Here is a 21,166-nt window from a genome sequence, read left to right on the forward strand (position 1 = left end):
TTGTGCGGCGCGGAGGCGGTCGGGGAGTGTGCTGAGGAGTTCGGGTGTGATGCGGGGGTTGTGGGGGTCGGGGGTGGGCATGCGGGTGGCGGTGCGGACGGCGTCGAGGCTGGCTTTGCCGCACAGTCCGCAGGAGGAGGTGGTGTAGACGTTGCGTTCGAGGGTGATGTCGGGGACGGGGACGCCGGGGGCGAGGCGGACGTCGACGATGTTGTAGGTGTTGGAGCCGTCGGCTTGGGCGCCGGCGCAGTAGACGACGGAGGCGACCTCGTCGGCTGCGGCGACCACGCCCTCGCTGACCAGGAAGCCTGTGGCGAGTGCGAAGTCGTCCCCCGGCGTGCGCATCGTGATCGCCAGGGGGCGGCCGGCGAGCCGGATCTCCAGCGGCTCCTCGGCCACGAGCGTGTCCGCGCGGTGCGAGGCCGCGCCCTCCCTGATCCGCAGTACCCGCCGCCGCTCGGTGACCCGTCCCATGTCCCACCAGTCCCGGTTGTTGCCGCCGTCCGCCGCCCCAGCCGGGCGCCGTTTACGTCCCTCCACAGTGCCACTACCCGGGCGCGCGGGGTGTCATAGGGTGTGGCACCGCAGCCGATCACTCCGCGAACCCAGGATGGCAGACCGAGATGACAGACCAGCCGATGCCGGGCGCCGAGCACACCCTGGACGGGGACGAGGAGGCGCTCACCAAGCTCAGGGCGCTGCGCGGCAGCATCGACAACCTCGACGCGGCCCTCGTCCACCTGCTCGCCGAGCGCTTCAAGTGCACCCAGGAGGTCGGCGAGCTCAAGGCCGCGCACGACCTGCCGCCGGCCGACCCGGCCCGCGAGGCCGCCCAGATCGCCCGGCTGCGCCGGCTGGCCGCGGACGCCCGGCTCGACCCGGCCTTCGCGGAGAAGTTCCTGAACTTCATCATCGAGGAGGTCGTCCGCCACCACCGGGCGATCGCCGCGCGCCCCCGCCCGGAGGGCGCCGCGTAACCACGTCCGGACCCGCCGGCGGGGCCCCGGGGCCCCGCCGGAATCGCAGGTGAGGAGCACCGCCAATCCTTGGTATCGTGGTGCCGTCACCGCGGGGCGCACCCCGCGGCGGGCACCACCGGTCCGGGTGGCGGAATGGCAGACGCGCTAGCTTGAGGTGCTAGTGCCCTTTATCGGGCGTGGGGGTTCAAGTCCCCCCTCGGACACCACCGAAAACCCCTGTTCACCAGGGGTTTTCTGCGTTTCCAGCACGTTTGCGGGCGCGTCCAGCCACGGGATCTGGCGGTCCGCGGTGACGGTCAGCCCGAACCGGTGGAAGCCAGGGCGCCCCTGGTCCTGCCACCAGCGGAAGGCGGCCTCCACCTCATCCCACAGCCGCCGCCGGCCCGACTGGTAGACGGTGGCGGTGTCGCGGCCGTCGCGGAAGATGACGACGGCCCACGACATGTCGGTGAGGCCGTAGAACCACACAGGTCGTCTTCCCGCCTGCTTGCGGTCGGGGACATGGGTGCAGTCCGGCACCTGGAGGCCGACCGCGAACGCTTCCACGCCCAGGTCGCCGGTCAGGAACTCCGCTTCCGAGACCGTCGTCGTCGACTTTTCCGCGTCCCCCGTGCCCTGTGCCGGGACGTAGTGGCTGTGCTCGGGGCGGACGAGGCGTTGGGAGCGCATGCGCATGAAATTGACCGGCCGCGTGAAGTGCCCGGACGCGCTGCGCCCGTCCTCTGCCACCACCAGGCGGGCAGTCGCCTCGGTGTAGGTGTAGTACGTGCCCCAGGGGGCGACGATGATCCCGCCCGGAGCGGTCTGCTCCACCCAGGGATAGAGACCGGATCGCAGGCCGCACGTGGCGATCACCCGGTCGTAAGGAGCCCTCGGCGGATGGCCGAGCAGACCGTCACCCGTGATCACCCGCAGGCTGCCGTACCCGAGGCGGCGCAGAGCGGCGCGCGCCGCTTCCGACACTGCCGGGTCCACTTCCACCGAGACAACGTTCTCCTCGCCTACTCGGTGGGCCAGCAGGCCCGCGTTCCACCCTGTGCCGGTGCCGATCTCCAGGACGCGGTGACCTGCCCGTACGTCGAGGTCGGCCAGCATCGAGAAGACCACGCTCGGCATGGACGAGGAGGAGGTGAAGTTCTTGCCCGGTTCTGTGCCGGTGTGGTTTCCGTCGTCCCACTGCGTGACGATCGGAACGTCGGAGTCGGCGTACCCGTACCAGGCCGCCGGGTCCGCGTTCTTGTCCACGGCGACTGCCCGACCGGCGGAGGCGTCGTGCGGCCACATCAGATCGGGCAGGAAGGCGGTCCGGGGCACGGCTGTGAACGCAGGTGCCCAGCCCGAGGCCATGAACCCGCGGTCAAGGAGCGAGCGGCCAAGCTCCGTACGTCCGGGTCGCTCGTCCTGCCTGCTCGAACCGCTGCTCACTTCCGGTGCTTCCCATCGCCTTCCGGGCTACCCCCGTCAGGGCTGGGCTCCGGCGGCGTCCACGGCGTGCCGGGAAGGTTGTCGTCGTCCCCGCCTTGAGCGCGGATCGCTGAGAGTGTCTTCATGTGTCTTCTCCTTCGGCGGCGGCATCTCGGCACGGATTTCCTGGGCCATCGGCCCAGTACCGAGCGTAAGGAGGGGATTACAGCTGAACATGAATCAGCGGAATACCGGGTCTTCGTCCAGGTGGAAGCGGTTGGACATGCGGCGCAGGCGCTCCTTTGTCGCTACTCGCTCGGCGTGGATGATGCGGCGCAGGGTCGCCCGCGCGAGGGGGTGGTTGCGTACGAGTTGCGGCGCGAACCGCTCGGCCTTCTCCAACTCGTCCACGGCCCGCTCGCGGTTCCCGTCCCACAACCAGGCCCTGGCAAGGTCCATGTGATGGTGACCGCGGCGCGACTTCTGGAGGGAGAGCAGCGTCTCAGCCTTGGCTTTACCTATTCGGGCGTCCTCCCGAAGAGCCTCGGTGTGATGACCCATCTCCACCGAGATGGATACCGAGTGGACCAGGACGTTCCCGGTCGAGAACGTGAGCGAGTGCCGGTCGTGCACCGGAGGACCGGAGTAGGCGTCCATGCGCGCGCCGGTCTCGCGGGCGAGCGAGATGCGGTGCCTGGCCTCGTCTCCGTTTCCGGCCCGCGCTGCGCTGACTGCCGCTCGAAGCTGGAGCGAGCCCCAGGTGCGAAGCGCCAACTGATCGCCTCGGCCGTGCTCATGCTGGATGCCGGCCAGGGACTTGTCCAACAGGGCGATCGCATCGGCCCAGTCCGCCGTGGCCCACATGTCCCAAGCGCGCAGGCTGTTCGCGACCGCGGGCATCATGGCGTCGCCGGAAGCGGCTGCCGACCAGCCGGCCCGCTCGCAAGCCATGGCGATCAGTTCGGGATGGCCCAGCGAATGAGCCGCGTTGTGGGCCGTCTTGCAGCAGATCGTGTAGATCGCGAAGGCTTCCTCGCGTTCGTGTCCGGAGGACTGCTCCGCCAATGCGCGGCTCTCCCGGAAGAGGTCGGGGAGCTGTTGCATGATCCCCGTGTAGTCGGCCTGATCGCGTTTGGTGTGGAGTTTCTCCAACTCGCCCCAGAGCACCGCCGAAGGCCGCGCGGGACCGTCGAAGACGGGAGTCAGGTCGTAGCGGCGCAGCTCACGGAGGATGGCGGCCGCGGAGGTCCGCCAGGCGCTGTCTTCGCCCTTGGTCGGATACGGACGTGCGAGCAGATCGTTCGGATGGCAGTGCAGGGCGGCCGCGAGTTCGTTGATCGTGCTTGCGCGGTCGAGCACAACCCGGCCGTTCTCGACCTTCGACACCCAGCCTTGGGTGCGGCACATGACGGCCGCCAGGTCGGCCTGCGCCATACCCAGACGGAGGCGCTGGCGTCGCACCCGCCGCCCGACAGTCTCGTCCTCTTGCTGCATGGTTCGATGCTGGCACACGGGCCGGGCCGGGGGCCGTTGCTTCACGGGTGGGCGAGGCCCTGCAGGAGGAGGGCGAAGAGGCGGCTGCCCGCCTCGCGGGCGTCCTCGCGGCCGTCGAGGATCAGGGCCAGGCCGCCCAGGGCGAGGGAGACGTCCGCCGGGTCGAGGTCCGGGCGGAGGCGGCCGTCCGACTGGCCCGCGGCCAGCAGCAGGCGCAGCGCCCGGTAGAGGCGGACCCGGGTGTCCAGGCGCAGCCCCTCGTTCGTGTTGAGGACGGTGTGCAGCACGTCGGCCATGCCGTGCTTGGTGGCCATGTAGTCCAGGAACCGCAGGCACCACTCGCGCAGCGCCTCCACCGGCGGCATCTGCTCCAGCAGGTGCGGGGCGGCGTCGCACAGCCGCTGCGTCTCGACCCGGTAGACCGCGTCGACCAGCGACTCGCGGGTGGGGAAGTGGCGGTAGAGCGTGCCGATGCCGACGCCCGCCTCGGCCGCGACCGTCTTCAGCGTCGCCCCGGTGCCCTCGCGTGCGAAGACCTCCGCGGCCACCGACACCAGCCGGTCGCGGTTCTGCCGGGCGTCGGCGCGCAGCCGGCGCTCCTTGCTCTCGGACAGGGCGGACCTCCTTGGCGCGCGGATCGGGTGACCCGGAGCGACCCTAGCCGTATCCGGGTGTGGTGGCCGCGTACGGGCTCGGGAGCCGTTTGCGGCCGCGGCTGCGGGATGGGCTCGGGAGCCGTTTGCGGTCGCGCTGGGCGTACGGGCTCGGAGCCGTACCCGGTCGCGGTGGCCGTACGGAGCTGTGCGCGCTCGGGGTGGCCGCACACGCTCAGGAGCCGCACGCGGCCGCACCGGTCGCGGGTTGCATCCGGAGCCGACTCCGCTTACGGTTATCCGGAGTCGACTCCGATTAAACCCCGAAGCCCTCCGAAAGGCAGGCGCACCATGTCCGAAGCACGGATCACCACCCCGTTCGGGGCGACCTCCACGGCGGCGGAGGTGCTGGCCGGCGTCGACCTCAGCGGCCGCCGCGCCCTGGTCACCGGCGCCTCCTCCGGCATCGGCCGCGAGACGGCGCGGGCCCTGGCCGCCGCCGGGGCCGAGGTGACGCTCGCGGTGCGCAACCCCGAGGCCGGCGCCCAGGCGGCGAGCGAGATCGCCGGCGCCACCGGTGCCGCCGTGCACGTCGCCCCGCTGGACCTCGCCGACCGGCGCTCGGTGCGCGCGCTGACCGACGCCTGGCAGGGGCCGCTGCACATCCTGGTGAACAACGCCGGGATCATGGCCACCCCGCTCGGCCGCACCCCCGAGGGCTGGGAGCTGCAGTTCGCCACCAACCACCTCGGCCACTTCGGCCTGACGACGGGCCTGCACGGTGCCCTCGCCGCGGCCGGCGGCGCCCGCGTGGTCAACGTCAGCTCGGTGGGCCACATCAACGGCGACGTCCTCTTCGACGACCCGCACTTCACCCGCCACCCGTACGACCCGTGGGCCGCCTACAGCCAGTCCAAGACCGCCAACGTGCTCTTCGCCGTCGCCCTCGCCCGGCGCTGGGCCGCCGACGGCATTACGGCGAACGCGCTCAACCCCGGCCGCATCGCCGCCACCGGCCTGATCCGGTACGTGGACCCCGCGAGCCTGCCGCCGCAGTCCTTCGACCCCGAGGGCCGCACCGGCGTCTCCGTGAAGGACATCCCGCAGGGCGCGGCGACCTCGGCGCTGCTCGCCGGCTCCCCGCTGGTCGAGGGCGTCACGGGGCGCTACTTCGAGGACTGCGAGCAGGCCCCGCTCGTCACCCCCGGCGTCCGCCGCGGTGTGGCCCCGTACGCGATCGACCCCGAGCGGGCCGAGCGGCTCTGGTCGCTGTCCGAGGAACTCCTCGCCACTCCCCTCCCAACCGCCTGACGGTCGGCTTCCGGCCGTTTCCCGGCAGCGACGCTCGCGAGCAGCGTGCAGGTGGCCGCCCCCGCCCGCCGGCATGCTTCGGCCGTCCCTACGGGCGAGGACGCAGGAAGGGGCCCACGACACAGCGGGTACGCACCGTCTCGGCGTCCGGAAGCCGTCGCCGTGCGACGCGCTACGCTCGGCCCCTGACCGGGTGATACGGAGGACGGGCGTCGATGGGGACCCACGAGCGGTGGACGCGGCTGCTGGAGGCGCTCGGCGAGAGGGGCCGCATCAGCGTGGGGGAGGCCGCCGAGCTGCTGGAGGTCTCCGCGGCCACCGTACGGCGGGACCTGGACGAGCTGGCCCGGCAGCAACTGCTCACCCGCACCCGCGGCGGCGCGGTGCTCGGCGGCGTCGCCTACGACCTGCCGCTGCGCTACAAGGCCGGGCGCCAGGCCGACGAGAAGCTGCGGATCGCCAAGGCCGCGGCCGCGCTGGTGCCGCCCGGCGCGGTGGTCGGCGTCAACGGCGGCACCACCGCCTCCGAGGTGGCGCGCGAGCTGGCGGTCCGCGCGGACCTCGCGACCGGCGGCAGCCCGCCCGCGCTCACCGTCGTCACCAACGCGATCAACATCGCCAACGAGCTGGCCGTGCGGCCGTATGTGAAGACCGTGGTCACCGGGGGCGTGGCGCGGCCCAACTCCTATGAGCTGACGGGGCCGCTGGCCACGATGGTGCTCCAGTCGGTCTCGCTGGACTGCGCGATCCTCGGGGTGGACGCGGTGGACCCGCGGTTCGGCGCGGCCACCCACGACGAGGGCGAGGCGAGCGCGAACCGCGTGATGGCCGAGCGGGCCGAGCGGCTGATCGTGGTCGCCGACGCCACGAAGCTGGGCCGGCGGGCCTTCGCGAAGGTCTGCGACACCACCGCGATCTCGGTTCTGATCACCGATCGGAACGCCACCCCCGAGGCGGTCGAGCAGTTCACCGCCCAGGGCGTGGACGTCCACTGCGTCTGAGACCGCGAAGCCCCGCGCCAGCCCAACCCTCGATCGGCGTACGGAACTTGGCGGCCGTGTCCTGGCGCCCGCGACCCCGACCGTGCTCGGAGGGCGCGCTCCTGCCCCAAGCGCCCGCCGTGTCCCGCGGCGGCCCGCCCGCCCAACTCCCCGCCTGCCCATGCCGACCCGGGAATGTCGGTGCCCCCGGCTACCGTCCGCGCCATGACTGCCGACGCGACCTCCGCGACCCTGCTCCACCTGCCGCCGTACCTCCCGCCGGGCCGGCTCCGCGGCAGGCCCGACGACGTCGATTCCCCCACCGACCAGGCGCGCCCCGCCCTGATGTGGACCTCGGACGCGCCCTGCCCCGACGCCGGAGCACTCTGGCAGCGGCTGAACCGGGACCGTACGGCCACCGGACTGCGCCCGCTGCTGCTGCAGTACGAGGAGCCCGAGGTCAACGGGCCTGATTCGGCGGGGAGTCCACCCGTGGAAGCCGACATGTACCTTCGCGGCGAGTGGGACGAGTACCGCACCCTGCGGGCCCGCTGGGCGGCCGAGCCGCCGGAGCCGCCCTCGTTTCCTGACGACGGTTTCGACTACTCGCAACTGGCACTGGACTACGACACCGCCCCGCCGTTCGAGACCTGGCCAGGTCTGGCCCCGGTCGGCGCGCCCGTGAACGATCCCGATACGTGCGCCGAGGCGGCAGCCGCTCGCGCGGCGACGGAACACCGGCTCACCCACCTCGGCCTTGTCCCGGCCGCGCGCAGCGCGGACATCCCTGAGGCGATCGGGTGGGCCGGCGCGAACAACCACATGACTCCGGGGGAGTTGTCCGCCGTGCTGCGGTCCTGGGAGAGCCGTTTCGGAATCCGGGTGGTCGGGCTCGGCCACGCCACCCTCGTGGTCTCTGTGGCCGCACGGCCGTCGACCCCGCAGCAGGCCGAACACCTCGCCCTGGAGCACTACTTGGCGTGCCCGGACAACGTCGAGCAGGGGATGGTGAGTTTCGCGGACTACGCGCAGGGGCTGCTCACCGCCGACGCCTGGAGCTTCTGGTGGGACTGAGCGCCGTGGCGGGCTCGGTTTGTTACAGGAGGATGTTTCATTCCGGGTGGGCGGTGCGGGGTGGGGGCCGGCGGGTGAGGGGGTTTGTCGTGATCCCTTGACAGTTCGGGCGGGGCGCGGGTTTGCTGTGGGCGCCGTATGGGTGTTCCGGATGTTTCAGGTTGTTACAGGTCGGGACGTCCGCCGTTCGCGAGGAGAGCCGCCATGAGACGCACCCTGGGAGCGGCGGGCGCCGCTGCCGCCGTGCTGTTCCTGTCCACGCTGAGTGCTCCCGCCGGGGCCGCCGGGGCCGCACCCGCCCACGGGGCCGCGGCGCCGCAGGCGTCGGTGTGGGTGACCACCGCCGACGGGACGCAACGCCTCGCGCAGCAGCCCCCGGTGGCCTTCGGCAGCGGCGGCTCCGACCTGACGACGATCACGGTCGACCCCGACCGCACCTACCAGAGCATCGACGGCTTCGGCGGCGCGCTCACCGACTCCTCGGCGAGCGTGCTCGCTTCGCTGCCGGTCGCCCAACGCGACGCGGCCATGCGGGAGTTGTTCGACCCGAAGCAGGGCATCGGGATCAGCTTCCTGCGCCAGCCCATCGGCTCCTCGGACTTCACCGCCGAGCCCGCCCACTACACCTACGACGACATGCCCGCCGGGCAGAGCGACTTCTCCCTCGCCCACTTCAGCATCGCCCACGACCAGCGGCAGATCCTGCCGCTGCTGCGCCAGGCGAAGCGGCTCGACCCGCGGCTGACCGTGCTCGCCACGCCCTGGAGCCCGCCGGCCTGGATGAAGGACAGCGACTCCCTGGTCGGCGGCCACCTGAAGGACGACCCGGCCGTCTACGACGCCTACGCCCGCTACCTGGTCAAGTTCGTGCAGGCGTACGCCGCCGCCGGTGTGCCCGTGGACTACCTGACCGTGCAGAACGAGCCGCAGAACCGCAGGCCCAACGCGTACCCCGGCACCGACCTGCCGGTCCAGCAGGAGGACAAGGTCATCGAGGCGCTCGGCCCGCTGCTGCACCGGGCCAGCCCGCGCACCAAGATCCTCGCCTACGACCACAACTGGACCACGCACCCCGACGACATCGCCACCGCCCAGCAGTTGGGCGAGGACCCGCAGACCGACTACCCCTACGACGTGCTGGACAGCGCCGCCGCCCGGTGGATCGCCGGCACCGCGTACCACTGCTACTCCGGCGACCCCTCCGCGCAGAGCGCCCTGCACGACGCCCACCCGGACAAGGGCATCTGGTTCACCGAGTGCTCCGGCTCGCACGGCGCCACCGACACCCCGGCCCAGATCTTCCGCGGCACCCTGACCTGGCACGCCCGCACCATCACGGTGGGCACCACCCGCAACTGGGCGAAGTCCGTCGCCGACTGGAACCTCGCGCTGGACGCCGACGGCGGCCCGCACAACGGCGGTTGCGCCACCTGCACGGCCATGCTCACCGTCGCCGCGGACGGAAAGGTGAGCACCAACGCCGAGTTCTACACGATCGGCCACCTGTCGAAGTTCGTGCGCCCCGGCGCCGTCCGGATCGGCAGCACCAACTACGGCACCACCGGCTGGAACGGCCGGCTCACCGACGTGGCCTTCCGCAACCCGGACGGCTCCACCGCGCTGGTCGTCCACAACGAGAACGACGACCCGCGCTCCTTCACCGTCGCCGTCGGCGGCCTCAGCTTCGACTACACCCTGCCCGGTGGCGCCCTGGCCACCTTCACCTGGCCCGCCTCCGGCCGACTGCGCAGCACCGAGCACCAAGTGGACCTCGGCGCCGCCACGGTGACCGCCTCCCCGGCCGGCCAGGGCGCCGCCGCCCTCGCCGCGGACGACGACGGCAGCACCCGCTGGACCACCGGCGCCGCCCAAACCCCGGGCCAGTACGTCCAGATGGACCTCGGCCGGCCCACCGCCTTCCGCACCCTCGCCCTCGACAGCGGCGACAACCTCGGCGACTACGCCCGCGGGTGGCAGCTCGCCCTCAGCGGCGACGGCACCCACTGGCACACCGCGGCGAGCGGCACGGGCACCGGCCAGCTCACCACGATCGACCTCCACCGGGCGGTGACCGCCCGCTACGTCCGCATCACCCAGACGGGAAGCGCGGGCAATTGGTGGAGCGTGGCGGACCTGCGCCTCTACCGCTGACCGGCCCGGCTGGTCCGACCGGCCCGGTCTGCCCCGAGCTGACCTGACCGGCCGTGGCCGGATCTGACGGGACCTGACGGGCCACGGCTCGACGTGTCCGGCCTTGTCTCGGCGACCCCCTACCGTAGGGGCGACCGATACGACAGGGGGGCTCGCGGTGATCAGCGAACCGGAACAGGGTGACGGGGCGAACGACGCGGAGGGGGGCGGCGGTTCACCGTACGAGGTGGTGGCCGCCGGGGCGCCCGAGACCGCGCCCGGGGCACGGCGCCGGTGGCCGTGGAAGTGGATCGCCGCCACAGCAGCGCTGACCTCGGTGCTGTGGGCGGCCGGGGTGCGGGCCGCCGACCGCGGCGACGGCCCCGACCTGCACGGCTACCGCCTCGCCTCCTCTCCCTGTACGCCCACCACCCTCAAACCGCTGCTCGATGCCTTCCCCACTGGCGACCGCACCGGGACCCCGGCCGATCTGCGCCGCGGCTCCGCGCTCGACCAGGCCACCTGCGGGGTGCTGGCCACCGGCGCGAACACCGACCCGTGGCTGGTGCAGTACGACGTCACCGTCACCGTGGAACTGCACAAGAAGACCGACCCCGCGGTGGAGTTCGCCGACCGCAACCACCCCACTACCAAAGCGTCCGACCCGGTCCCCGACACCTTCGGGGGCGGACCCGGCTACAGTTCCACGATCATGGTCAGTGCGGACTCGACCGACCACGTCGTCCCCGTCGCCCACCTCGGCGACAAGGCGTACCTGCTCGACGGCCTCCCCTCGCGCCAGACCCTCACCGTGCTGCGGGGCGGCGCCGTGCTGACCGTGGAGGTCTCGGCCAGCGAGCAGTGGACCCACACGGGCCACCCCTCAGTCGACAGCTCCGGACACTTCGTCGGCGCCCCCGACCTCTCCGTGGACCGCTTCCACCCGGCGATGACGGCGACGGTGAAGCGCCTGATGGACGCGCTGTGAGCGGCGGGTCCACCGCGGTGACCGCCGAGGTGGTCAGGACCGCCCGGCTCGTTCTCGAACCGCTGCGCCCGGCACACGCAGGCCCGATGGTGCGGGTGCTGGCGGACCCGGCGCTGTACGCGTTCACCGGCGGCGAGCCCCCGGGGGTGGAGGAGCTGCGGGCGCGCTACGCGCGCTGGGCGCGCGGCCCGGCCGAGCCGGACACCGCGTGGTGCAACTGGGTGCTGCGCGAGGCGGGCGCGGACGGGGAACCGGCCGGCACGGTGCAGGCGACCGTCCACCCGGCGGCGGGAACGGCCGAGGTGGCGTGGATCGTCGGCACCCCCTGGCAGGGCCGCGGGTACGCCGCCGAGGCCGCCCGTGCCCTGGTGGGCTGGCTCGCCGCCAAGGGCGTGCGCAAGGTCGTGGCCCACATCCACCCGGACCACCACGCCTCCGGAGCCGTCGCGGCCGCGGCGGGCCTGGCGCCCACCGACGGCCGGCAGGAGGGCGAGGTCCGCTGGGAATGGACGGCGCCCGACGCGGCTCCGTCCGAGGGGGCCACGAACAAGGGGTGACGAGGGGCGCCCAGCGTTGACGAGCGGCAGGGCGAGCTGTCGGCGAAGAGAAGGGCGCACTCACAGGAGGTAAGGGGCGCCCACCCAGGACTGCGTCCCTTACCTGCCCGCCGCCTGAGCGCCCAGGAGCCCGGCCCCGGCTCCCTGGGCACGCCCCCGGCTCCCTGGGCAGACCCTGGCTCCTGGGGGCCCAACCCCGGCTCCCTGGAAGCCGAGCCCAGCTTTCTGGAGCCCAGCTCCGCCTCTCTGGCACCGAGTTCGGCCCCCTGGACCCCGCCCTGGCCTCCTTGGAGCCCAGCCCGGCTCCTTGGGGCCCAGCTCCGCCTCCCTGGTGCCCAGCCCTGACCCGCGCTTCCTAACTGCCGATCTCCGGCCGCGCCCCGACTCGCGTGACCGCCACCGCCCCTGCCCTACAGCCCGCCGCCAGGGCGTCGGCCAGGGGCGCGCCCCTCAGCCTGGCGGCCAGGAAAGCCCCCGTGAAAGCGTCACCCGCGCCTGTGGAGTCCACCGCCTGAGCACCAAGGGCACCGGCCCTGGCACGTATGGTGCCGCCCTCCGCCGCCAGGGCGCCTTGCCGGCCCAGGGTCACCACCACCAGGCGGCCGCCCGCCCGCGCGGACAGCGCCTCCGCCGCCGCGCCCGGGTCGCCGTGCGGCGGCAGGCCCGCCAGCAGCAGCGCCTCGGCCGCGTTCGGCAGCAGTTCGGCGCCCTCGGCCACCGCAAGGAAGCGCGGCACGCCGAGGCGGGCCAGGAAGCCCGTCGAGGCCGGGTCCACGCTCACCGGCAGCCCCCGGGCGCGGGCCGCGGCGAGCACCAGGGCGGCCAGCTCGCGGCCGGGCCCGGAGAAGCACAGGTAGCCGGACAGGTGGACGCGCCCCACCCCGTCCAGCAGCGAAGGCGACCAGTCGGCGGGCCCGAGGCGGAAGGCGGCGCCGCTGTCGGTCACCAGGGTGCGCTCGGCGGCGGCGTCCACCAGGGCGATCACCACGGCCGTGGGCGCCTGCTCGTCCACCCGCAGCACCGGCTCCACCCCGGCCGCCGCCAAGGCGTCACGGTGCCACTGCGCCGAGTCCGCGCCGACCCGCCCGAGCAGCCGCACCCGCGCGCCCTCGCGTGCGGCCCAGCAGGCGACGTTCGCACCCGCCCCGCCCGGCCGCACCGCGATCCGCGCCGCCGTGTCCGTGTCCGGCGCCAGCGGCCCCTCGTGCCGGGCCACGACGTCGGTGACGACGTCGCCCACCACGAGCAGCCCCGCGGGGACCCTCACGCCTGCCGTGGGGCGAAGGCGGCGGCGATCCGCGCGGCCAGGGCGACATTGCCGCGGACGGCCGCGAGATTCGCCTCCAGGGACGCGCCCTGGGTGTGCTCGGTGAGGTAGGCGAGCAGGAAGGGCGTGATCGCCTGGCCGGTGACGTGCTCGCGGTCGGCGGCGGCCAGCGCCTCGGCGAGCACCCGGTCGTGCAGCTCCGGGTCGAGCTGGTCGGCCGGGTCCACAGGATTGGCGACGATCAGGGCGGACTCCAGGCCGCCCAGCGCGTCCTGGGCGCGCATCACGGCCGCCACCTCGGCCGCGGAGTCCACCGTCCAATCGACCGGCTCGCCGGAGTCGGTGAGGTAGAAGCCGGGGAAGCGGGTGGTGCCGTAGCCCAGGACGCCGACGCCCAGGGTCTCCAGCCGCTGGAGGGTGGCCGGCACGTCGAGGATCGACTTCACGCCCGCGCACACCACCGTGATCCGGGTCCTGGCCAGCAGCCCGAGGTCGGCCGACTCGTCCTGGACGTCCACCCAGCCGCGGTGCACCCCGCCGAGTCCCCCGGTGCCGAAGACACGGATGCCGGCCCGGGCCGCGAGGAAGGCGGTGGCCGACACGGTGGTGGCGCCGCTCGCCCCGGCGGCCAGCGCGGGTGCCAGGTCGCGGAAGCCGAGCTTGCGCAGCGAGGGGTCCGCCGCGACCCGCTCGATCTGCTCCTTGCCGAGCCCGACCCGCGCCACCCCGTCGAGCACCGCGACGGTCGCGGGCACCGCCCCGCCGGCCCGTACGACCTCCTCCAGCTCGCGCGCCACCTGGAGGTTGCGGGGCCGGGGCAGGCCGTGGGAGATGATCGTGGACTCCAGGGCGACCACCGGCAGCCCGCGGTCGAGCGCGTCGGCGACCTCCTCGGAGAGCACGGGGACGGACGGTCGGGCGGCGGCGGGGCGAGTGGTCATGCAGTGACCCTGGCACCCGGGCGGCGCCGCCAAACCTCGCCCGCGCGCCTCGGTGCCGGCGGGCGCAGGAGGGGGCGCCGGGGTGGCGCGGGGAATGGATTTGGCGCTGGGGCGCGCAACCCGTAAGGTGGTGTTCACCGACGCGGGGTGGAGCAGCTCGGTAGCTCGCTGGGCTCATAACCCAGAGGTCGCAGGTTCAAATCCTGTCCCCGCTACGAAACGAAGGGCCCGGTACCTCGGTACCGGGCCCTTTCGCTGTGCGGAGCGCCTGCCTCAGCGGCCCCTGTCGTCAGCCGCCGTCGGCCTCGTCGGTCGCTGTCAGTGCGGCACCTTGTGCCGCGGCCGCGGCTCCTCGTCCACCGGGCGGTACGGCGGAACGTCCCGCCCGGGCTGGTAGTGCGGCCCCTGGCGGATGTGGTGGACGACCACGCCCGCGTCGATCGCGGCGATCAGCGCGATCGCCGCGCACACCGCGGCCCACCCCGGCTGTCCGACGAGCGCGAGGCCGACGGCTGCCGCGGCCCCCGACACCACCCCGACCAGCGCGAGTGCCAGCCGCAGCCGGAGCGGGCTGCGGGCCTGCACGGGCTCGTATCCCGTCCTGTGCACCATTGCGTCCGCCTCCTTCCTCGGCGCGAACCACGCCTCGTGTCCGGACCCGCCCCACGCGCGCCCGGCACCGCGTACACCCCGGACGCCTCCATGGAGCCTGCCCGCCGGACCCGCTGGAAACCATTGATACGTCCTATTCTGGTACGAATTCCGGCGAGGTGACGCCCTCGACCACATCGGCGACGGCGTCCGCATCAACGCCGTCAGCCCCGGCGCCTCGGCCACCGCGATGTCGCTGCGGCCCGGCGAGAGCGAGCTGGACCGCGCGGACCGGATGCGCACGGCCAGCCCCCTCGGCCCCGTGGCGGCCACCGAGGAGGTCGCGTCCGCCGTCCTCTGGCCTCGGAGGCGGCCGCCGCGGTCGTCGGCGCCGACCTGGTGGTGGACGGGGGAGCGGCAGCGTAGTCACGGGCCGCGCAAGGGGCGTACCGGCGCCGGAACGGAGCGCCCCCGGGAGCCGACCCGCTCATGGGCCGGCCCCGGCCGTACAGCCGCCGGCCGTCAGGGGTGCCGGGGTGCGCGGCCGTCAGGGGGCCGGCGGTTGGGGCGGGCGGCGCAGCACCGCGTCCAGCGTGCGGGACCACTGCTGGACGATGCCGGCGCGGCGGGGGGAGTCGTCGGTGAGGAGGTTGGACAGGCCCAGGCCGCGGGCCATGTCCAAGGTGGCCTGCACGGTCTCGCGGACGCCGGGGACGGACTCGTCGGCGTCCAGGCAGTCCACCGCCAGCCGGTGGGCCTCGCGGCCGATGCGCGCTTGCAGGGCCGTCACCCCGGGGCGCAGGGCGGGGCGGTCGGCGGCCGCCACCCACAGGTGCAGGGCGGCCCGGAAGAGCGGCCCGGTGTGCACCGAGACCAGCATGTCCACCACCGCGTAGGTGCGGTCCCGTCCCTCGGGCAGCGCCCGGGCCTGCTCGCGCACCGCGGCCAGCCACTCGTCGGCCATGTGCGCGATGGCCGCGGTGAACAGGTCCTCGCGGGTGCGGAAGTGGTGCTGGGCGGCGCCGCGGGTCACCCCGGCACGCGTGCACACCACTGCGACGGTGCTGCCCGACCAGCCGTGCTCGGCCAGGCACTCCACCGCCGCGGCCAGGATCCGCTGCCGGGTGGCCCGGCTGCGGTCCTGCTTGGGGGTGCGGGCGGTCACAACGCCCATGGCGGGTCCCGCCGTTCGAGGAAGGCCCGCATCCCCTCCGCGGCGTCGGCGGAGCCGAACAGGCGGGCGCTGCGGCGGGCCAGCAGCGGCCCCTCGTTGGCCAGCCGCTCCATCAGCGGCTGCGCGGTCAGCTCCTTGGCGGCGGCGAGCCCCTGCGGGGAGGCCGCGCGCAGCCCGTCCAGGATGCCGTCCAGCTCCTCCAGCGGCGCGCTGACCAGGCCGATGCGCACCGCCTCGGCCGCGGTGAACGTCTCGCCGGTCAGGAAGTAGCGGGCGGCGGCCCGCCGGTCGCCGCGGGCCAGCACCGGCACCGAGGCGACCGCGGGCGCCAGGCCCAGGCGGGACTCGGTGAAGGCGAAGGTGGCCTTCGCGCCGGCCACCGCGATGTCGCAGGCGGCCAGCAGCCCGAGCCCGCCGGCCCGTACGTGCCCGTCGACCCGGGCCACCACCGGCTTGGGCAGGGCGGCGATCCGCTTCAGCAGCGCGACCAGCTGCCGGGGGCCCTTGCGCACCCGGCCCTCGGTGAGGTCCGCGCCCGAGCAGAAGGTCGAGCCCTCGTGAGTGAGCACCAGGGCCCGCACCTCCCGGTCCTCCGCGGCCTCGTCGAGCGCGTCGGTCAGCTCCTTGAGCAGCCCGGTCGACAGCGCGTTGCGGTTGTGCGGCGAGTCCAGGGTGAGGACGGCGATGCCACGCTCCAGCCTGCGGCGGACCAGGGGTGCTGCTGTCGTCACGTACGGGCTCCTGTTCTGTGCCGTGGACCGGGCGGGCCGGTCCAGGCGGAGCCGGCTCAGTACGACTTTGGCAGCCCGAGCGAGTGGTGCGAGACGAAGTTGAGGATCATCTCGCGACTGACCGGGGCGATCCGGCCCACCCGGGACGCCGTGAGCAGCGTCGCGAGGCCGTACTCGGCCGTCAGGCCGTTGCCGCCCAGGGTGTGGACGGCTTGGTCGACGGCCTTCGCTCCGGCCTCGGCAGCAGCGTACTTCGCCATGTTCGCCGCTTCTCCGGCACCCATGTCGTCGCCGGCGTCGTAGAGGTGGGCGGCCTTCTGCATCATCAGCCGGGCGAGTTCGAGTTCGATGTGGCACTGCGCGAGCGGGTGCGCGATGGCCTGGTGGGAGCCGATCGGGGCCTGCCAGACCTGCCGGGAGCGGGCGTAGGCGACGGCCTGGCCGAGGGCGTACCGGCCGAGGCCGACGGAGAACGCGGCGGTCATGATCCGCTCGGGGTTCAGGCCGGCGAACAGCTGGAGCAGCCCGGCGTCCTCGTCGCCGACCAAGGCGTCGGGCGGCAGCGCCACATCGTCCAGGAAGAGCTGGAACTGCTTCTCGGGCGCGGCCACCTCCATCTCGATCCGCCGGTACTCGAAGCCGGGGGTGTCCCGCTCCACGACGAACAGGCACGGCTTGAGCCGGCCGGTGCGGGCGTCCTCGGTGCGGCCGACCACCAAGGTGGCGTCGGCGGTGTCCACCCCGGAGATGAACACCTTGCGGCCCGACAGCAGCCAGCCGCCGCTCGCGGTGTCGCGGCGGGCGGTGGTGGTGATGCGGTGCGAGTTGGAGCCGGCCTCGGGCTCGGTGATGCCGAAGGCCATCCGCAGCGAGCCGTCGGCGAGCCCGGGCAGCCAGCGCTGCTTCTGCTCCGCGGTGCCGAACCGGGCGATCACCGTGCCGCAGATCGCGGGGGAGACCACCATGAGCAGCAGCGGGCAGCCGGCCGCGCCCAGCTCCTCCAGCACGATGGACAGTTCGAAGATGCCGGCGCCGCCGCCCCCGTACTCCTCGGGCAGGTTGATGCCGAGGTAGCCGAGCCGGCCGGCGTCCTGCCACAGCTCGTCGGTCTGCCGGCCGGCCTTGACGGCCGCGGTGAAGTACGAACGGCCGTAACGGCGGCCCAGGGCGGCCACGGCCGCCCGCAGCGCCCGCCGCTCCTGGCTCTCGGCCAGTACGCGGTCGAAGGTGGTGCCCGGATCGGTGGTCATGCGCCCGATTCCTCCCTTTCCGCCGTGACGACGGCGAGTACGGTGCCGGGCTCGACCTGGCGGCCGACCTCGGCGGGCAGGTCGGTGAGCGTCCCGGTGGCCGGCGCGGCCACCGCGTGCTCCATCTTCATCGCCTCCAGCCACAGCAGCGGCCGGCCGCGCTCGACCCGGTCGCCGGGCCGGAAGGCCCCGAGCCGCACCACGGTGCCGGGCATGGGGGCGCGCAGCGAGCCGGGCGGGACGTGCTCGGCGGGGTCGGCGAAGCGCGGCAGCGCGGTGAACGCGACGGCGCCCAGGGGCGAGTCCACGAAGACGGAGCCGTCGTGGAACGCGACCTCGAACGGGCGCCGCACGCCCGCGATGTCGAGGTCCACCCGGCCGGGCCGGGCGCGTACCAGGGCGACGTCCTCGAAGCCGTCGGCGGCCAGTCCTTCGCGGGTGAGGCGGTAGCGGACCTCGTGCTCGGTGCCGGAGGGCTCGGCCCGGTAGCGCTTGACCTGCGGCTGCGAGGGCAGGTTGCGCCAGCCTCCCAGCCGCCGGGCGACCGCCGCGGGGCCGCCCGCCGCCGCGGTGGTGCGCATGGCGGCGTCGGCGAGTGCGGCGGCCAGGGCCGAGAGCCGCTCGGCGGCCGCGAACGAGGCGTCGGGGGCGGTGAGTTCGGGGAGGGCGCGGTCGAGGAAGCCGGTGTCGAGGCGGGCGGCGGCGAAGTCGGGGTGGCGCAGGACGGCCACCAGGAGCCGCCGGTTGGTCGGCACGCCGTGCAGGCGGGCCCGCTCCAGGGCGCGGGCCAGGGCGCGGACGGCCTCGGCCCGGCTCGGCGCCCAGGCGATCACCTTGGCGAGCATCGGGTCGTAGTGGACGCCCACGGCGTCCCCGGCCTCGTAGCCCGCGTCCAGCCGCAGCCCCGAGGTCCGGCCCGGCGGCACCTCGAACTCCGCGTCGGCGCCCGGGATGTCGAGCCGGTGCACCGGCCCCGCCTGGGGCTGCCAGCCGCGCGCGGGGTCCTCCGCGTAGATGCGCGCCTCGACGGCGTGGCCGCGCGGTCGCGGCGGTACGGGGGGAAGGGCCGCGCCCTCGGCGATCCGCAACTGCCAGGCCACCAGGTCGAGGTCGAAGACGCACTCGGTGACCGGGTGCTCGACCTGCAGGCGGGTGTTCATCTCCAGGAAGGCCGGCCGGCCGTCGGCGCCGACCAGGAACTCCACCGTGCCCGCGCCCTCGTAGCCGATCGCGCGGGCGGCTCGGCCCGCCGCCTCGTGCAGGGCCGCGCGCACCCCGTCCGGCAGGCCCGGCGCCGGGCACTCCTCGACCACCTTCTGGTGCCGCCGCTGCACCGAGCAGTCCCGCTCGCCCAGCACCCACACCGTGCCGTGGGCGTCGGCGAGGACCTGCACCTCCACGTGCCGGGCGCCTTGCGCGTACGGTTCGACGAACACCTCGCCGTCCCCGAAGGCCGCTGCCGCCACGGCCCGGGCGGCGGTCAACTCGCCCTTCAGGGCCGCGAGTTCCCGGACCACCCGCATGCCGCGGCCGCCCCCGCCGGCCGCCGCCTTCACCAGCACCGGCAGGTCGCCGGCGGTGACCGCGGCCGGGTCGAGCGGGGCGAGCAGCGGCACCCCGGCCGCCGCCATCAGCTCCTTGGCCCGCGTCTTGGAGCCCATCGCCGCGACCGCGCCCGGGGGCGGCCCCACCCAGGTGAGGCCGGCGTCGAGCACCTCCTGCGCGAACCCCGCGTTCTCGGACAGGAAGCCGTAGCCCGGGTGCACCGCGTCGGCGCCCGCCGCGAGCGCAGCCCGTACGATCGCCGCGCCGCGCAGATAGGTCTCGGCAGCCGTGTGCCCGGGCAGCCGCACCGCCGCGTCGGCCTCCCGCACGTGGGCCGCGCCCTCGTCGGCGTCGGAGAAGACCGCCACGGTCGCGATGCCCAGCCGGCCGCAGGTGCGCAGGACCCGGCGGGCGATCTCACCGCGGTTGGCCACCAGCAGCCGCCCGATCGGCCGCCTGCCGCCGGACCCGTCCTCGACCTCGCCCATCCCCAAGCCCTCCTCCCGGCCGGGAGGCCCCTGGCAACCGCCGTTGCGGCAAGAGGCGTTCACCCGGCACGTCGCCTACGGAGCACGTCACATACGGAAGACGCCGAAGCCGCCGCGCGCGCCCTCGACGGGGGCGCTGTGGATCGCCGAAAGGCAGATCCCCAGCACCGTGCGGGTGTCGCGCGGGTCGATCACGCCGTCGTCGTAGAGCCGGCCCGACAGGAACATCGGCAGCGACTCCGCCTCGATCTGCCGCTCCACGGCCGCCCGCAGCGCCGCGTCGTCCTCCTCGTCGTACGGGCGGCCGCCGGCCGCGGCGGACTGCCGGGCCACGATCGAGAGCACGCCCGCGAGTTGGGCCGGACCCATCACCGCCGCCTTCGCGCTCGGCCAGCTGAACAGGAACCGCGGCTCGTAGGCCCGCCCGCACATGCCGTAGTGCCCGGCACCGTAACTCGCCCCCATCAGGACCGAGATGTGCGGCACCTTCGAGTTGGCGACCGCGTTGATCATCATCGCGCCGTGCTTGATGATGCCGCCCTGCTCGTAGGCGCGGCCCACCATGTAGCCGGTGGTGTTGTGCAGGAACAGCAGCGGCACGTCCCGCTGGTTGGCCAACTGGATGAACTGCGCGGCCTTCTGCGACTCCTGGCTGAAGAGCACGCCCTGCGCGTTGGCCAGCACACCCACCGGGTAGCCGTGCACCTCGGCCCAACCGGTCGCGAGACTCGGCCCGTAGAGCGGCTTGAACTCGTCGAAGGCCGAGCCGTCGGCGACGCGGGCGATCACCTCGCGCGGGTCGAACGGGGTGCGCAGGTCGCCGGGGACGATGCCGAGAAGGTCCTCCTCGTCCAGCAGCGGCGGCGCCGGGTCGGGCCGCGGATCGGGCCCGGCCTTGCGCCAGTTGAGCCGCGCGACGATCCGGCGCGCGATGCGCAGCGCGTCCGGCTCGTCCAGCGCCAGGTGGTCGGCCAGGCCCGAGGTGCGCGCGTGCATGTCGGCGCCGCCCAGCGACTCCTCGTCGCTCTCCTCGCCGGTGGCCATCCTCACCAGCGGCGGCCCGCCCAGGAACACCTTCGCGCGCTCCTTGACCATCACCACGTGGTCCGACATCCCCGGCACATAGGCGCCGCCGGCGGTCGAGTTGCCGAACACCACGGCGACGGTGGGGATTCCGGCCGCCGACAGGCGAGTCAGGTCGCGGAAGAGGGCGCCGCCGGGGATGAAGACCTCCTTCTGGCTGGGCAGGTCGGCGCCGCCGGACTCCACCAGGCTCACCAGCGGCAGCCGGTTGGCCAGCGCCACCTCGTTCGCCCGCAGCGCCTTGCGCAGCGTCCAGGGGTTGCTCGCCCCGCCGCGCACGGTCGGGTCGTTCGCCGTGACCACGCACTCCACGCCCTCGACCACGCCGATGCCGGTGACGATCGAGGCGCCCGTCGTCACGTCGTTGCCCCACCCGGCCAGCGGGGAGAGTTCGAGGAACGGGGTGTCGGGGTCCAGCAGCAGCTCGATCCGCTCACGCGCGGTCAGCTTGCCGCGGGCCCGGTGCCGGGCGGTGTACTTCTCGCCGCCGCCGGCCAGCGCCTCCGCGTGGGCCCGCGCCACCTCGGCCAGCCGCTCCAGCATCGCCGCCCGCCGCTCCCCGAAGTCCGCCGGCAGCGCGGCCCG

18 protein-coding genes, 2 tRNA genes and 2 pseudogenes are annotated in these 21,166 nt (G+C 74.0%); 10 read left to right on the forward strand and 12 right to left on the reverse strand.

What is annotated here, in order from left to right:
* The coding region (locus tag BLR33_RS31690; protein ID WP_176930696.1) for a formate dehydrogenase accessory sulfurtransferase FdhD at nucleotides 1-474 on the reverse strand (474 nt) is incomplete at its 3' end.
* A 149-nt stretch (nucleotides 475-623) separates the two neighbouring features.
* On the opposite strand from BLR33_RS31690, the gene BLR33_RS31695 reads away from it, so the two are divergent.
* Nucleotides 624-977 carry a chorismate mutase gene (locus BLR33_RS31695; RefSeq protein WP_093788118.1) on the forward strand — a complete coding sequence of 118 codons (354 nt, stop codon included), beginning with the start codon at nucleotides 624-626 and terminating at the stop codon, nucleotides 975-977.
* 121 nt (nucleotides 978-1,098) lie between these two features.
* Nucleotides 1,099-1,186 (forward strand) — tRNA-Leu (locus BLR33_RS31700).
* A 562-nt stretch (nucleotides 1,187-1,748) separates the two neighbouring features.
* Here BLR33_RS31700 and BLR33_RS37040 read toward each other — a convergent pair.
* The 3 genes and pseudogenes from BLR33_RS37040 to BLR33_RS31715 all read right to left on the reverse strand — a co-directional run.
* Nucleotides 1,749-2,327, reverse strand: a pseudogene (locus BLR33_RS37040) (methyltransferase domain-containing protein); the annotation flags it as partial.
* A gap of 297 nt (nucleotides 2,328-2,624) precedes the next feature.
* Nucleotides 2,625-3,878, reverse strand: a complete 1,254-nt coding sequence (locus BLR33_RS31710; RefSeq protein ID WP_093788119.1) for a helix-turn-helix domain-containing protein — start codon at nucleotides 3,876-3,878, stop codon at nucleotides 2,625-2,627.
* A gap of 41 nt (nucleotides 3,879-3,919) precedes the next feature.
* On the reverse strand, nucleotides 3,920-4,432 hold the full coding sequence (locus BLR33_RS31715; RefSeq protein ID WP_245771800.1) for a TetR/AcrR family transcriptional regulator: 513 nt from the start codon (nucleotides 4,430-4,432) through the stop codon (nucleotides 3,920-3,922).
* Nucleotides 4,433-4,822: 390 nt separating this feature from the next.
* On the opposite strand from BLR33_RS31715, the gene BLR33_RS31720 reads away from it, so the two are divergent.
* From BLR33_RS31720 to BLR33_RS31745, 6 genes are all read left to right on the forward strand, one after another.
* On the forward strand, nucleotides 4,823-5,782 hold the full coding sequence (locus BLR33_RS31720) for an SDR family NAD(P)-dependent oxidoreductase (RefSeq protein WP_093788120.1): 960 nt from the start codon (nucleotides 4,823-4,825) through the stop codon (nucleotides 5,780-5,782).
* Nucleotides 5,783-5,997: 215 nt separating this feature from the next.
* On the forward strand, nucleotides 5,998-6,783 hold the full coding sequence (locus BLR33_RS31725; protein ID WP_093788121.1) for a DeoR/GlpR family DNA-binding transcription regulator: 786 nt from the start codon (nucleotides 5,998-6,000) through the stop codon (nucleotides 6,781-6,783).
* 204 nt (nucleotides 6,784-6,987) lie between these two features.
* Nucleotides 6,988-7,836 carry a DUF4253 domain-containing protein gene (locus BLR33_RS34545; RefSeq protein WP_176930698.1) on the forward strand — a complete coding sequence of 283 codons (849 nt, stop codon included), beginning with the start codon at nucleotides 6,988-6,990 and terminating at the stop codon, nucleotides 7,834-7,836.
* A gap of 204 nt (nucleotides 7,837-8,040) precedes the next feature.
* Entirely contained in the window at nucleotides 8,041-9,987 is a 1,947-nt protein-coding gene (locus tag BLR33_RS31735; RefSeq protein WP_093788122.1) for a discoidin domain-containing protein, read from the forward strand.
* 157 nt (nucleotides 9,988-10,144) lie between these two features.
* Complete coding sequence (locus tag BLR33_RS31740) at nucleotides 10,145-10,954, forward strand: hypothetical protein (RefSeq protein ID WP_093788123.1); 810 nt, start codon at nucleotides 10,145-10,147, stop codon at nucleotides 10,952-10,954.
* Entirely contained in the window at nucleotides 10,951-11,511 is a 561-nt protein-coding gene (locus BLR33_RS31745) for a GNAT family N-acetyltransferase (protein WP_245771801.1), read from the forward strand. Before BLR33_RS31740 ends, BLR33_RS31745 begins: the two co-directional genes overlap by 4 nt.
* Before the next feature lie 355 nt (nucleotides 11,512-11,866).
* Here BLR33_RS31745 and BLR33_RS31750 read toward each other — a convergent pair whose 3' ends face one another.
* Both BLR33_RS31750 and BLR33_RS31755 read right to left on the reverse strand, forming a co-directional pair.
* Nucleotides 11,867-12,778 carry a carbohydrate kinase family protein gene (locus tag BLR33_RS31750; protein WP_093788124.1) on the reverse strand — a complete coding sequence of 304 codons (912 nt, stop codon included), beginning with the start codon at nucleotides 12,776-12,778 and terminating at the stop codon, nucleotides 11,867-11,869.
* Nucleotides 12,775-13,719 carry a pseudouridine-5'-phosphate glycosidase gene (locus BLR33_RS31755; RefSeq protein ID WP_093788125.1) on the reverse strand — a complete coding sequence of 315 codons (945 nt, stop codon included), beginning with the start codon at nucleotides 13,717-13,719 and terminating at the stop codon, nucleotides 12,775-12,777. Before BLR33_RS31755 ends, BLR33_RS31750 begins: the two co-directional genes overlap by 4 nt.
* A gap of 141 nt (nucleotides 13,720-13,860) precedes the next feature.
* Between BLR33_RS31755 and BLR33_RS31760 the strand changes: the two genes are divergently transcribed.
* A tRNA-Met gene (locus BLR33_RS31760) sits at nucleotides 13,861-13,934 on the forward strand.
* Between the two features lie 103 nt (nucleotides 13,935-14,037).
* Here the strand turns inward: BLR33_RS31760 and BLR33_RS31765 are convergent.
* Nucleotides 14,038-14,331 carry a DUF6343 family protein gene (locus tag BLR33_RS31765; protein ID WP_093788126.1) on the reverse strand — a complete coding sequence of 98 codons (294 nt, stop codon included), beginning with the start codon at nucleotides 14,329-14,331 and terminating at the stop codon, nucleotides 14,038-14,040.
* 154 nt (nucleotides 14,332-14,485) lie between these two features.
* Between BLR33_RS31765 and BLR33_RS36530 the strand changes: the two are divergent.
* Nucleotides 14,486-14,736, forward strand: a pseudogene (locus tag BLR33_RS36530) (SDR family oxidoreductase); the annotation flags it as partial.
* 121 nt (nucleotides 14,737-14,857) lie between these two features.
* Here BLR33_RS36530 and BLR33_RS31775 read toward each other — a convergent pair.
* The 5 genes from BLR33_RS31775 to BLR33_RS31795 form a co-directional block, all read right to left on the reverse strand.
* Entirely contained in the window at nucleotides 14,858-15,484 is a 627-nt protein-coding gene (locus tag BLR33_RS31775; protein ID WP_093788127.1) for a TetR/AcrR family transcriptional regulator, read from the reverse strand.
* Nucleotides 15,472-16,215 carry an enoyl-CoA hydratase family protein gene (locus BLR33_RS31780; protein ID WP_093788128.1) on the reverse strand — a complete coding sequence of 248 codons (744 nt, stop codon included), beginning with the start codon at nucleotides 16,213-16,215 and terminating at the stop codon, nucleotides 15,472-15,474. Before BLR33_RS31780 ends, BLR33_RS31775 begins: the two co-directional genes overlap by 13 nt.
* A gap of 56 nt (nucleotides 16,216-16,271) precedes the next feature.
* Nucleotides 16,272-17,465, reverse strand: a complete 1,194-nt coding sequence (locus tag BLR33_RS31785) for an acyl-CoA dehydrogenase family protein (RefSeq protein ID WP_093788129.1) — start codon at nucleotides 17,463-17,465, stop codon at nucleotides 16,272-16,274.
* Nucleotides 17,462-19,498: an acetyl/propionyl/methylcrotonyl-CoA carboxylase subunit alpha gene (locus tag BLR33_RS31790; RefSeq protein ID WP_093788130.1), complete on the reverse strand. Its 2,037-nt coding sequence runs from the start codon at nucleotides 19,496-19,498 to the stop codon at nucleotides 17,462-17,464. The genes BLR33_RS31785 and BLR33_RS31790 overlap by 4 nt, the downstream gene beginning before the upstream one ends.
* Nucleotides 19,499-19,585: 87 nt before the next feature.
* Nucleotides 19,586-21,124, reverse strand: coding sequence for an acyl-CoA carboxylase subunit beta (locus BLR33_RS31795; protein ID WP_093788163.1), 1,539 nt, complete (start codon nucleotides 21,122-21,124; stop codon nucleotides 19,586-19,588).
* Between the last annotated feature and the right edge of the window lie 42 nt (nucleotides 21,125-21,166).

Origin of the sequence: Actinacidiphila guanduensis (assembly GCF_900103985.1) — a bacterium.
Lineage (GTDB): Bacteria > Actinomycetota > Actinomycetes > Streptomycetales > Streptomycetaceae > Actinacidiphila > Actinacidiphila guanduensis.